The organism is Archaeoglobus neptunius (assembly GCF_016757965.1).
GTDB classification, from domain to species: domain Archaea; phylum Halobacteriota; class Archaeoglobi; order Archaeoglobales; family Archaeoglobaceae; genus Archaeoglobus; species Archaeoglobus neptunius.
In genome coordinates this window covers 24,637-37,111 of sequence record NZ_JAEKIW010000017.1, presented here as the reverse complement: position 1 = coordinate 37,111, position 12,475 = coordinate 24,637, and the positions used below count along the sequence as shown (strand labels likewise).

The 12,475-nt window shown below is 47.8% G+C and carries 13 protein-coding genes; 8 read left to right on the top strand and 5 right to left on the bottom strand.

Annotated elements, in window-relative coordinates:
* Positions 1-6 precede the first annotated feature (6 nt).
* A complete protein-coding gene (locus JFQ59_RS11965; RefSeq protein ID WP_202320739.1) occupies positions 7-894 on the bottom strand; it encodes an NAD-dependent epimerase/dehydratase family protein in 888 nt (295 codons plus the stop codon).
* 72 nt (positions 895-966) lie between these two features.
* A complete protein-coding gene (locus tag JFQ59_RS12705; RefSeq protein WP_202320738.1) occupies positions 967-2,409 on the bottom strand; it encodes an oligosaccharide flippase family protein in 1,443 nt (480 codons plus the stop codon).
* 120 nt (positions 2,410-2,529) lie between these two features.
* Here JFQ59_RS12705 and JFQ59_RS11955 point away from each other — a divergent pair, with 120 nt between their 5' ends.
* The 3 genes from JFQ59_RS11955 to cysC are packed head-to-tail and all read left to right on the top strand — an operon-like array spanning position 2,530 to position 4,632.
* Entirely contained in the window at positions 2,530-2,745 is a 216-nt protein-coding gene (locus tag JFQ59_RS11955) for a CopG family transcriptional regulator (protein WP_202320737.1), read from the top strand.
* A 1-nt stretch (position 2,746) separates the two neighbouring features.
* Positions 2,747-4,114 carry an alkaline phosphatase family protein gene (locus JFQ59_RS11950; protein WP_202320736.1) on the top strand — a complete coding sequence of 456 codons (1,368 nt, stop codon included), beginning with the start codon at positions 2,747-2,749 and terminating at the stop codon, positions 4,112-4,114.
* A 2-nt stretch (positions 4,115-4,116) separates the two neighbouring features.
* Positions 4,117-4,632: an adenylyl-sulfate kinase gene (gene cysC, locus JFQ59_RS11945; protein ID WP_230972504.1), complete on the top strand. Its 516-nt coding sequence runs from the start codon at positions 4,117-4,119 to the stop codon at positions 4,630-4,632.
* Between the two features lie 21 nt (positions 4,633-4,653).
* On the opposite strand, the gene JFQ59_RS11940 is transcribed toward cysC, so the two are convergent.
* Both JFQ59_RS11940 and JFQ59_RS11935 read right to left on the bottom strand, forming a co-directional pair.
* Positions 4,654-5,574, bottom strand: coding sequence for a Gfo/Idh/MocA family protein (locus JFQ59_RS11940; protein WP_202320734.1), 921 nt, complete (start codon positions 5,572-5,574; stop codon positions 4,654-4,656).
* 80 nt (positions 5,575-5,654) lie between these two features.
* The gene (locus JFQ59_RS11935) at positions 5,655-5,921 is read right to left on the bottom strand and encodes a TIGR04076 family protein (RefSeq protein ID WP_202320733.1); all 267 of its coding nucleotides are present in this window, start codon (positions 5,919-5,921) and stop codon (positions 5,655-5,657) included.
* Positions 5,922-5,998: 77 nt separating this feature from the next.
* On the opposite strand from JFQ59_RS11935, the gene glmU (JFQ59_RS11930) reads away from it, so the two are divergent.
* Genes glmU (JFQ59_RS11930) through JFQ59_RS11910 form a run of 5 tightly spaced genes read left to right on the top strand, consistent with a single transcriptional unit; the run spans position 5,999 to position 11,237 of the window.
* Positions 5,999-7,207 carry a bifunctional sugar-1-phosphate nucleotidylyltransferase/acetyltransferase gene (gene glmU, locus JFQ59_RS11930; RefSeq protein WP_202320732.1) on the top strand — a complete coding sequence of 403 codons (1,209 nt, stop codon included), beginning with the start codon at positions 5,999-6,001 and terminating at the stop codon, positions 7,205-7,207.
* 9 nt (positions 7,208-7,216) lie between these two features.
* Entirely contained in the window at positions 7,217-8,365 is a 1,149-nt protein-coding gene (gene glmU / locus JFQ59_RS11925) for a bifunctional sugar-1-phosphate nucleotidylyltransferase/acetyltransferase (RefSeq protein ID WP_202320731.1), read from the top strand.
* Between the two features lie 9 nt (positions 8,366-8,374).
* Positions 8,375-10,150, top strand: coding sequence for a glutamine--fructose-6-phosphate transaminase (isomerizing) (gene glmS / locus JFQ59_RS11920; protein WP_202320730.1), 1,776 nt, complete (start codon positions 8,375-8,377; stop codon positions 10,148-10,150).
* Between the two features lie 58 nt (positions 10,151-10,208).
* Positions 10,209-10,523: a DUF4234 domain-containing protein gene (locus JFQ59_RS11915; protein ID WP_202320729.1), complete on the top strand. Its 315-nt coding sequence runs from the start codon at positions 10,209-10,211 to the stop codon at positions 10,521-10,523.
* Between the two features lie 21 nt (positions 10,524-10,544).
* Entirely contained in the window at positions 10,545-11,237 is a 693-nt protein-coding gene (locus JFQ59_RS11910; protein WP_202320728.1) for a DUF554 domain-containing protein, read from the top strand.
* Here the strand turns inward: JFQ59_RS11910 and JFQ59_RS11905 are convergent.
* Positions 11,197-12,468 carry a tRNA (N(6)-L-threonylcarbamoyladenosine(37)-C(2))-methylthiotransferase gene (locus JFQ59_RS11905; protein ID WP_202320727.1) on the bottom strand — a complete coding sequence of 424 codons (1,272 nt, stop codon included), beginning with the start codon at positions 12,466-12,468 and terminating at the stop codon, positions 11,197-11,199. The two genes, JFQ59_RS11910 and JFQ59_RS11905, sit on opposite strands and share 41 nt — an antisense overlap.
* Positions 12,469-12,475: the final 7 nt, after the last annotated feature.

The window sequence follows — 12,475 nt, the reverse complement described above, 5'->3', positions numbered from 1 at the left end:
GTAAGTTCAAATTGTCATAAAGTCCTTTATGAAACTCGCTAACTCTGTCTTTGGCTCGAATCCCAACGCTCTGGTCTTAGAAATGTCTGCACAGCTCCTCATTATGTCCCCCTCCCTTTCCTTATCGAACACCGGTTCCTCATCAATTCTGAAAGCTTCCATGACCATTTTCGCCAGCTCCAGAATTGATGTCTCCTTTCCCGTTCCGATATTGTAGACCTCTCCGTTTCTCCCCTCATCCAACACAGCTTTAATTGCCATCGCCACATCCCTTGCATGTATGAAATCTCTCGTCTGCTCTCCATCTCCGTAGATCACCGGAGGCAGCCCCTTCTTCGCTCTTTCGATGAATTTGGCTATAACGCCGGAGTATGGGTTTCTCGGATCCATTCTTTCTGAATAGACATTAAAGGGTCTGACGATGTTCACGTGCATTTTTTCAATGTAAATTTTCACGTAGTGTTCTCCTGCCAGTTTACTCACACCGTATGGAGAAATTGGATTTGTTGGATGGTTCTCATCAATCGGCACATACAGTGGATTGCCGTAAACTGCTGCTGATGAAATGTAGATGAATTTTTTCACTTTGCTTTCAGAACTCGCTTTAAGGAGGTTTATCGTCGAAATTATATTGTTTTTAGCATCATAAACCGGATCCATCCAGCTTCTCTCAACAGAAACCTGCGCAGCCAGGTGAATCACAGCATCCACCTTTTCGACCATTTCTCTGACAGTAAAGTAACTCCTCAAATCCCCCGTAACCACCATATCCACAAACTCCTCTCCAAATGGATAGTGCTTCAGATCCACACCCACCACGTTGTGCTCCTCTGAAAGCAGTTCCAGGACATACGAACCTATCTGTCCTGATGCTCCTGTGACCAGCACATTCATCTTTCAAAGTTTAAATATGCAGCATTTAAAAGGATATTGCCTCTCATTTCTCTCTCTTCGCTACCCCATTTCTCATCTGAAAACATCTTTTAAGAACTCAACATCCTCTTTGCTCACACCTTTGATAAGAAAAATCACCGCAGTATACACGCATACCGCTAAAGCAATCTCTACCAGCCCGTATATCAGCGTCTCAGGTTTCGGAAATGCGTACAGCACAGCGAACATAACAGATGCAGCAAACAGAGGCTTTAGGGTTGCCCTGAAATTCGGGACAATCCTGAACACTGTGTGGAGTAGGAAAATGGTGGCAAGCAGAACAAAGAACCTCGAAACAACTGTTGCAATCGCCGCTCCGGCGATACCTATTGCAGTTATCAGAACATAGTTCAGGATGACGTTGAGCACCATGCTTACCGTAATCAGCGTGGCAGGAATCTCGGGCCTTTCTTTGGCGCTGAATATGGACCCGAGATAACTGAAGGCGCCCGGAATTAGTGCAAGAGCCAGTATTTTCATCGGCAGATCGGCGGGAAGGTAATCAACACCATAGACGACTGTTACAATCTGTTCGGATAGATAGGCAATTGTGACCATCAGGGGAAAGGCGATGATGGATGTATACCTCAAAATCCTGCTGAAAGATGCTCTTATCTCCTCAAGTCCCATCTGGGTGTAAGTTGGAAACATGACACCCCCAAAAGATGAGATCATTCCAACAACAGCAAAAACCGGAACGTAAGCTGCCCGGTAGTAGCCCACATCCGTTGTACCCAGAAAGTATCCTATCATGATGCTGTCCACATATGCGTAAATCATTCCGGATATATTCGCCAGAGTCATAAAACCCATGAAAACGTTGACTCTTTCATCCCTGACGGCAGTTTCACCGCAAACGTATTCTCTGTATCTGGAACTCAAAACATAGAGCAGAAATATAAACGCCATGGCATATGCCATGGAAAATCCGGCTAAAGCTCCGGCAGCAAGATAGGCAATGCCCAGTGGTAAAACAAACGCCCATCTGGAAATCTCATAAACCACCTGTCTCAGAAAGCTGTATTTGAATTCCTGCAGACCCATAAAAAAAGCGTTCAGAATATTCGTAAACGAGGCAAAAAGGACGATCACTCCTGCAAAGGCAATTGGTAGAGTCAGACTCTCATTTCCGAAGAATGAGGCGATCTGCCCGGAAAGAGCGGCCAGTAATGCAGAAATTGAAAAGGCCAGAACGGTCTTGATCTTGAGAAAGTACCTGAAGTTCCCCCTGATTTTGGCCAGATCCCCTCTACCTGCGTGATATGCAGTATACCTGACAACACCCGCATCAACACCGAGGTTTGCAAGGGCGATTGAAACCATGGCGATGGACAGTGCAAGGCTGTAAATACCAAACTGTTCGGGTTTCATAACCCTTGCAAGAATGATGGTGAGGAAAAGGCCCGAGACACTCCCAACTATCAAGGCTGAAGTGTTGTATATTGCGTTTCTTGCCACCTTTCTCGCAAGTTTCACAAAAACGGTAAATACAGTATGTTATAAAGCATTGCTGTCCAGAACGGTTATCATGTCGGTCGGGTAGCATTAAATCAAATTAGAAAAACCTTTATTAATTCCCCTCACGAAACGCCATGCATGAGCGAGAGAACAATCAGCATACCCGAAGACGTTTACACCAGAATCGAAGAGAGGATAAAGGACACGGACTTCGGCTCCGTGGACGAATACGTAACCTACGTTTTGAGAGAGGTTCTGGCGAGTCTGGAGGAAGAGGAGGAAGAGGAGGTTTTCAGTGAGGAAGAGGAAGAGAAGGTTAAGGAGAGGCTGAGAGCTCTGGGATATCTCGATTGACATGAAGCTTTTCATCATCGGTCTCGATTCTGCACCACCGGAACTTCTCTTTCACGAGTTTATTGATGACCTGCCAAACCTGAAAAGGCTGCTCTCTGGATCAATCATGGGTCCGATGAAAAGCTGCATACCTGCCATAACCATCCCGGCCTGGATGTGCATGGCTACCGGAAAAACACCGGGTGAGCTCGGTCTGTATGGTTTCAGGCATAGGAAGAAGAACAGCTACAGGGATATCTGGATTGCTCACAGCCTGATGGTCAGGGAAAGGGCTGTGTGGGATTATCTTGCAGAGAAAGGGTTGAAGTCTTTTTTGCTGGGAATACCTCCATCCTACCCACCCAGGAAGGTAAATGGCTGGATGGTCGGCTGCTTCATTACTCCTGACTCTTCCGTAAATTACACCTATCCATCAAGTCTCAAGTCCGAGATCGAGAAGGTTGTGGGGGAGTATATCTTTGACGTTGTTTTTCGCAAGGAGAACAGGGGAGAGGTTAGAGACAGGATATGGGAGATGACCGAGAAAAGATTTGAAGTGGTAAGGCACATGATCGAAACCAAGGACTGGGATCTGTTCTGGTTCGTCGAAATAGGTCTTGACAGGATTCATCACGCCTTCTGGAAGTATTTTGACGAGAACCATCATCTGTACGAGCCTAACAGTTCCTACAAAAACGTTATTCGCAATTACTACAGGCTGCTGGACAGGGAGATTGGCAGAACTCTGAAGCTGCTTGATGAAGAGACGGCAGTAATGGTGGTCTCCGATCACGGTGTAAAAAGGATGAAGGGTGCCTTTGCCGTGAACCAGTGGCTAATTCAGGAGGGCATGCTCAAAGCCAGCTACGAGAATGGCAGGATCGTAAGATTCGAACAGCTCGAAGTGGACTGGAAAAACACCACTGCCTGGGCATGGGGTGGATACTATGCCAGAATTTTCCTGAACGTCAGGGGCAGAGAGTCCAGGGGTGTTGTGAGCTCTTCAGAGTATGACATGGTTAGGGATGAGGTGGCTGAGGCAGTAAAGTCGATCAGGGGGCCGGATGGGGAAAAATGGGAAACGAGGGTTTACTATCCCGAGGAAATTTACCCGGTTACAAATGGGGATAAGCCGGATATGATGGTGTACTTTGATAATCTGTACTGGAGGGCTGCGGGAACACTCGGATGGGAGAGCAACTACCTGCTGGAGAATGACACCGGCCCGGATGACGCTGTCCACTCCGAATACGGAGTTTTTGCCCTGCACACGCCGGAAATGAAAGGGAGCAGGATTGTTGAGTGCAGCATATACGATGTCGCCCCCACGATTCTTTCCCTGTTTGGTCTGAGCGCAGAAGGTTTAAGAGGCCGAAGTTTGATAGTGTAGTGATGTTCGTGGTGTGGCTTACCGGCCCGAGCGGGGCTGGGAAAACGACCCTTGCAAAGGCTCTGGCGGAGGAATTTCAGTCGCTGGGTTATGCAGTGGAGGTTCTGGATGGAGATGGGATAAGGAGCAGGCTTTATCCCGACCTGGGATTCAGCAAAGAGGAAAGGGAGATGCACAACAGAGTGGTTGTGGAGATGGCGAAACTGCTGGCCAAGAACGGCGTCATAACCATAGTGGCAGTAATTGCCCCTTACAGGAGATGGAGGGAATATGCAAGGAAAGAGATAGGAAAATTTGTTGAAGTTTACCTTAGATGTTCTCTGGAGGAGAGGATAAGAAGGGACCCCAAAGGTCTGTACAGAAGAGCTCTTAATGGGGAAATAAAGGGCTTGACCGGGCTTGATGGCGAGTACGAGGAGCCCGAAAATCCTGAGCTTGTTCTGGATACGGACAGACTGAGTGTTGAGGAAGAAGTGGGGGCAGTTATTGAGAAAGTTAGGGAGATGGGGTTAATCTAGCATCGGTTTTCAAATGCAATTTTAAAGCCTGATGTCCTTTTTTATAATCTCACAGATTTTCAGATTTTTGACAGCCTGCTCTGCAGTAACCGGAAAGTCCTGTTTGCCCTCAACAGCATCCACGAAAGCTTTAAGCTCAACCTTAAGGGGTTCAATCTTGTTGATAAGAACTTTCTCAATCACATTTTCCTGCAGATACTTCTCGTTGATTGTTTTGTAAACTGCCGGTCTTCTGTATATGTACATCTCCTGGGTCATGAGGTCCCCCTCAACTGTGAAATTCTCGTTCTCGATGTACAGTCTTCTGATTTTCTTTGAAGAAATTCTGCTTGCCGAGAGAGATGCAACAGAATCTCCAGAGTTGATTAAAACCTGCACGACGCTCCTGGTTCCGGCAGAGGATATTCTGAAATCCTCGACATCCGGGAAGAGAACGTTAAAGAGAATATCTATATCGTGTATCATCAGGTCCTCCACAACCGTGGAGTCCTCCATTCTTATCGAGGCGGGATTGTGCCTTTTCATCTCCACATAAACAGCATCAACCCCAACTCTGACCAGCTCAGAAACCACAGGATTGAACCTCTCAATATGCCCAACACCGAAAACAAAGTCTTTTCCTTCAACCATTTCCAGAACTTTCCGGGCCTCATCATAGCTGGAAGTTATCGGCTTCTCAACCAGTACGTGCTTTCCCGAATCAACGGCTCTTTTTATGTGGTGAAAGTGTAGGCTCGTGGGGGAACAAATGCTTACAGCATCGACCTCCCTGAGGAGCGAGTCCATAGACTCGGCAGTGCTGACCTCGTAGGCATCTGCAACCTCCTTTGCCCGGGTGGGATTGGCATCGTATACTACAACCTCCTCAACCTTTTTTATCTCCGTAAGGACCCTTACATGGTTTTTACCCATGTTTCCAACACCTATCACCCCGAAGATCATGATTTCACCCCTTTACTGACCCTTCAGGATGGATGAATCCCGTACCGATTTCGGAGATTCCTGTTCGTTGGCAGCGGGAATCATTCGCTCACCTCTATTCTGAATGTTACTTTCCCCTCTCCGTGAGGTTTACCGGGGTCCGGACAGGACAGGAATATCTCCCCCTCAGTCCTGAATTTACCGGCATGGGTCAGGGTATACGCCACATGACCGACAGAGTAAATCGCATGGATGCAGACAGGAATATCCGCCTCGATCAGAAAATCCCTCAGGTAGAAGGTATCACCGACCTTGTATCCCGCCGCACATTTTCCAGAAACTTCAACGACCTCTATCTTTGCCCTCACAAAACAGTCTTGATGTCCGGACTATTTATTAATTGTTCTACGTTAATTTTTTAACTGAGTAAGTAAAGACTATCTCCGTGCAGGCTGTAATCCTTGCAGCAGGAGAAGGAACAAGAATGAGGCCCCTAACTTACACAAAACCGAAGGTGATGCTGCCCGTAGCCAACAGGCCAATCCTTCAGCACCTGCTTGAGAATCTCATCAACACCGGAATTGACGACGTTGTTATGGTTGTTGGATACCGGGACGAGACTGTGAGAAATCATTTTGGCGGGGAGTTTGAGGGTGTGAGGATAAGATATGTCCGGCAGACAAGACAGCTCGGCACGGCAAATGCCCTGCTCTCAGCAGAACATCTTTTGGAGGAAGAATTCATCATGCTTAACGGCGATGCCATCGTTTTTGAAGATGATTTGAGGAAAATAGTCGAACAGAAGAATTCCGTGGCTGTTGTGGAGGTTTCCAATCCATCCAGTTTCGGTGTTGTTGAGCTGGAGAATGGGTTCATCAGGAGAATTATTGAAAAACCCGAAAGTCCCCCTACAAATCTGATAAACGCTGGAATCTACCATTTCGACAGCAGGATCGTGGATTGTCTCAGAAAAACGCCCCTTTCCGAAAGGGGTGAGTATGAAATAACGGACACGATAACGATGGCAATTAATGGCGGAATGAAGTTCAGAGCGGTGAAAGTCGAAAGCTGGATAGACGTTGGCTACCCATGGGATTTGCTGAAGGCGAATAAGGCTTTATTGGCCAGAATAAAGAGGAGAGTTGATGGGGAGGTTGAGGAGGGGGCGGTGATTAAGGGCAACGTCATTATCGGGGAGAATACAGTTGTGATGGCTGGCAGCTACATCGTTGGCCCTGCGATCATCGGAGAGAACTGCAGAATAGGTCCGAATTGCTACATTAGGCCGTACACGGCAATTGGTGATGGCTGTCATATTGGCAATGCTGTGGAAATTAAAAATTCGATCATCATGTCCGGAACCAAGGTTCCTCACCTGAACTACGTTGGCGATTCCGTTGTAGGGGAGAACTGCAACCTTGGGGCCGGGACTAAAATTGCCAATCTCAGGCTGGATGAGAGGAATATTGTCGTGAGCGTCAGGGGGAAAAAAGAGGACACCGGATTGAAGAAGTTCGGGGCTGTAATCGGCGATAACGTCAAAACCGGGATAAACGTTTCGATAAACGTCGGGACGATGATAGGCAATGACGTTCTGATCGGTCCGGGAAGGGTTGTTGGTGGTTTTGTTGAGCCATTCTCGAGAGTTATGTGAGGTGTGGTTATGAAAGCTGTAATCCTGGCTGCGGGGGAGGGGCAGAGGTTAAGACCCTTCACCGTGAACAAGCCGAAGGTTATGATTAAGGTTGGAAATAAACCCATTCTTGAATATGTTGTTGAATCACTTTCCAGAGCTGGAATAAGGGATCTTATTATCGTTGTTGGTTACAGAAAGAGCAGGGTGATGGATTACTTTGGTGATGGAAGCAAATGGGGTGTAAAAATAAAATACGCCATTCAGGAGAGGCAGATCGGCACAGCAAACGCTTTGAAGCAGGCAGAGAAATTCGTTGATGGGGACTTTGTTGTTGTCTCGGGAGACAACATAATCGATCCTGGAACAATAAAGAGGCTGGAGAAATGGAGTGTTGCCTACAGGGTGTCCGAGGAATTTTCAAAATACGGAGTTCTTGAGCTTGAAGGTGAGAGGATTAGGAGGATTGTGGAAAAGCCGAAAGAGGCAATATCCAACCTTCTCAACACCGGTATTTACATGTTCGGAAGTGAAATCTTCGAATATATTCGCCATAACGACATACCGGATGTTATAAATGAGATGATTGATGATGGATACGAGTTCAGGGCTGTTGAGTCCGGAAAGTGGCTGGATATAGTTTATCCGTGGGACATCATCAGGGTTAATGAGCTGGCAATGAATGTAAACGGAACGATAACGGCAGGGAGGGTGGAGAAGGCGGAAATTGTCAGTTCAGTTGTTGGCAGAAACTCGGTGGTTAGGTTTGGAGCCTACGTTGAAAAGTCCATGGTCGGTGAGAACTGCGATATCGGACAGAATGCGGTGATAAAGAGTTTTTCGTCAATCGGCGATAATGTTAGAATCGGCGCATTTGCGTACATAGAGAATTCGGTGATTGGGGATAATGTTATCATAGGCCCCCACTCCTGTATAAAGGACTCGGTGATAGACAGTGGTTGTGTGATAAAGGCAGGGTTTACGGCGGTGAGCGATGAGACTGAGGTCGTTATGGGTGATGAGGTGCATAGAATCAGAGCTGGGGCCTTCATAGGAGAGAACTGCATGATAGGGGCGAACGTTGTAGCGGAGGGAGGGGCTATAGTCGGTAACAACAGCAAAGTCGCATCAAACAGGGTGCTGAGTGGAAAGATACCTGACGATTCCACAGTACTCTAAGGTGGGAGCATGTGCGGAATTGTTGGTTACATCGGCTTCAGGAGGGCTGACAGAGTTATAGTGTCATCATTGAAGAGGCTAGAATATCGTGGCTACGACTCGTGGGGTCTGGCGATCAGTGATGGGGGGGAACTGAAGGTCTTCAAGAGAGTGGGGGGGATAGGGAGCGTGGATGACATCAATCTGGCGGATTCAGGTATCGGTGTGGGGCATACAAGGTGGGCAACGCACGGCAAGCCCTCGGAGGTCAATGCCCATCCCCACATGGACTGCAGCGGGAAGATTGCAGTTGTGCATAACGGGATAATCTCGAACTTTCAGATCCTGAGGGAGGAGCTGGAAAGGAATGGCCATGAGTTCAGGTCCGAGACCGACACGGAGGTAATTCCACATCTGATCGAGGAGTATATGAAGAGCCGTGATTTCGAGAAGGCTGTTTTTAAGGTTGTGGATGAACTTGAAGGTTCCTACGCCTTTGTCGCCGTACATGCCGGGGAGGACAAACTTGTTGCATGCAGGTACAAGAGTCCGCTAATTCTCGGAGTTGGGGATGGGGAGATCTTTCTTGCTTCAGACGTTCCGGCAGTACTGGAGTACACGAACAGGGTCGTTTATCTCGAGGACGGGGATGTGGTCATCGTTGACAAAAACGGCTTTGAGATCTACAGTAATGGAAAAAGGGTTGAGAGAAAAGCTGAACTCGTACCGTGGAGCATTGAGGATGCGGAGAAAGGTGGATACGAGCACTTCATGCTCAAGGAGATCCATGAGAATCCGAGAGTTGTTGAGGATACGCTGATTGAGTATCTGAGGGATGACATTGAGATAGATGCCGGATTTTTCGCTGGAATCTCGGACATTCTCATTGTGGCGTGTGGCACCTCATACCATGCGGGTCTTGTGGGCAAGTACCTGATTGAGAAGTTTGCCGGAATTCCGGTAAGGGTTGAGTACGCTTCAGAGTTCAACTACCACCCGCCTCCACTCTCAAGAACCCTTGTGATCGGCATAACGCAATCCGGAGAGACTGCAGACACTCTCGAAGCGATGAGGAGGGGCAAAAAGCTCGGAATGAAGATACTGGCAATCACAAATGTTCTGGGCAGCACAGCGACAAGGGTTGCGGACTACACCGTATACACAAGAGCCGGACCGGAAATAGGCGTTGCAGCCACAAAGACATTCATAGCACAGCTCATTGTGCTCTACCTGATAGCTCTGAAGCTCTCGGCAGTACCGAAAAGGGAGCTCGAAGAAATACTGGATCAGTTGAGGCTAATGCCGCAAAAGATAAGGCAGATTCTTGACAGAGAGGATGAAATACTGTCTCTCGCAAGACGTTATGCAGGTTACGAGAACATCATGTACGTTGGAAGAGGTATAGGCTATCCTGTTGCTCTGGAAGGAGCTTTGAAGCTCAAGGAGATCTCCTACATACACGCCGAAGGTTATCCGGCGGGTGAGCTGAAACATGGCCCTTTTGCTCTTCTCGGAGAGAAAACCCCTGTTGTAGCATGCGTTGTTAAAGATGAAACGTTTGAATCCATGCTGGGAAACCTGAAGGAGATAAAGGCGAGAGACTCGAAAATTATTGCCGTTTGCGACGAAGATGTCGAGATAGAAGCCTTTGCCGATGATGTAATAAGAACTCCCGCAATAGATCCGATTCTGGCACCCATAACCCACTCAGTTGCTTTACAGCTCTTCGCATACCACGTTGCGAGACTCAGAGGTTGCGAGATCGACAAGCCAAGAAATCTTGCGAAGAGTGTGACTGTTGAGTAACTTAAAAGAATGTGTCACATTACCGCAAACTTATTAAGCCCAGACTATAAGGGGCTGTATGGTGACAAAAAGAAGCCTGATAAAGGTATACCTGCTGGGCATTGTGACGCTCGGCATATATTTTATATACTGGACTGTGGCGACGAAGAGGGAGCTGAACAGCCTCGGTGCGGACATACCTACATGCTGGCTTATGATAATCCCGATAGCGAACATATACTGGCTTTACAGATATGCAAAGGGATTTGCAGAGGTTTTGAAAAACGGAGAGAGTCCACTGCTGTACTTTCTGGTTTTCTGGCTTGTGAGTATCATCATGCCGGCTATAGTGCAGTCCGAATTGAACAAAATAGCCGAGGGACAAAGTTATTAAATTTCATCCCAACAGACTGGAATGATACTCGGAACACTCATCAACGCTGCGACGGTGGTTCTCGCATCTCTGGCGGGGATACTTGCCGGCTCCCGCCTCAGTGAGGGTACGAGAAATGCCCTTATGAATGTTCTGGGTCTGCCGGTACTGCTCATAGGAATCACCATGGCATTAAAAACTGAAAATGTGCTTGTTCCGACACTCAGCGTAGTCACTGGCACAGTTTTGGGGGAGTTTGCTGACATAGAGGGAGTACTTGAGAGTTTCGGGAGGAGGGTGGAGAGGAGGTTAGGGAAGGGAAAATTTTCGGAGGGATTTGTTGCTGCAACCCTCCTCTACTGCGTGGGTCCGATGGCAATACTTGGCCCGATTCAGGAAGGTCTGACAGGGGATATATCGATTCTTCTTGCAAAATCCATGCTCGACGGGATAGCATCGATCGCCCTTGCATCAGCTTTGGGTGCTGGTGTGGTCTTCTCAAGTCTCAGCATTCTGGTCTATCAGGGGTTTTTTGCACTGATGGCGGTGAAGATAAGCGGAATGGTTACGGAAAGCATCATCAACGAGTTCACAGCGACCGGAGGTCTGCTGATCATGGGAATAGGAATCAACCTGCTGGAGATAAAGAAGCTGAAAGTCGGAAATATGCTACCGGCACTTATAGTTGCCCCGATCATTGTTTACTTTCTGCAGGTCTTCCCTTTAAGTAGTTGAACCTGCAATCGGTTATCTCGACATCCCTGAATTCTCCCACATTACCCTGCGTTATCACCGCTCTGTACGAGTTCGTTCTTGCCAGAACCGTGTTATCCTTACCCTTTTTCGTCACCAGAACCTTCAGCCTTTTTCCCAGAAACCTCCTGTTGTTCTCAAGGCCTATTTCCCTCACCAGTTCCGTGAGCTTCCGTGATCTCTCCTTCTTTATCCATCCTGGAATATCCCTACACTTTGCTGCAGGAGTCCCCTTTCTGGGTGAGAACCTGGTTATATTGACTATGTCCGGCCTCGTTTCCCTTAAAAGTTCGTAGCTTTTCCAGAAGGCGTCTTCGGTTTCTGCAGGATAGCCCACTATTATGTCGGTAGAAACCAGGACATCATCGAAGCTCTTCCTGAACGCCTCAACAACCTCCACGTAGTCTTCAACCGTATGTCCCCTGTTCATGTGCTGCAGTACGGAGTTGTCTCCACTCTGTACCGGGATGTGCAGGAACTTGTATATCTTCTCGCTGCTGAAGGCGTTGATCAGATCGTCCAGTATTTTCACGGCATGCTGCGGGTTCATCATCCCCACTCTAACTCTGAAGTCCCCTTTCACGCTGGAAATCCTCTCCAGCAACTCAGGAAGCATGAATTTACCTTTGTCAAGCCCGTAAGCTCCTGTATCCTGAGATGTGAGCTGAATTTCTCTGTAACCCTCCTTCACGATCCTCTCGACCTCTTCCACTATGCCGTCCAGTGAAAAGCTCCTCAACCTCCCTCTTGCAAATTTTGTAGCGCAGAAACTGCAGGCACCTGTACAGCCTTCTGAGATGGATATTATGGCGATTGCATTCTCCTTTTTCCTTTTCTTTACTCTGCAGAACCGGGACTTGTCCACCACTCTTCTGTCTATAAACGAACATCCACCGTCCAGCGAGGCAAATACGGCATCGACAACCCTGTCAATGTTGTCCGGAGAGATTGCAGAGTCCGAAAGTTTAACAGCCATATCGCTTATTCTCGTCAGACAACCCGCAAGTACAACCTTCTTTCCCGAATTTTTCAGGTCAAGGATTCTTCTGATGATCTTTCTCTCGGTTATATCAACAACACCGCACGAGTTTACGACAACCACGTCCGCCTCCTCAACACCAGACAGCTCAAAGTACCTCGACAGAAGTCCCCTCATTATGTCCGAATCGGCCTGATTTGTGGTGCATCCGTACGTCTCAATTGCGACCTTCAACCCGAGA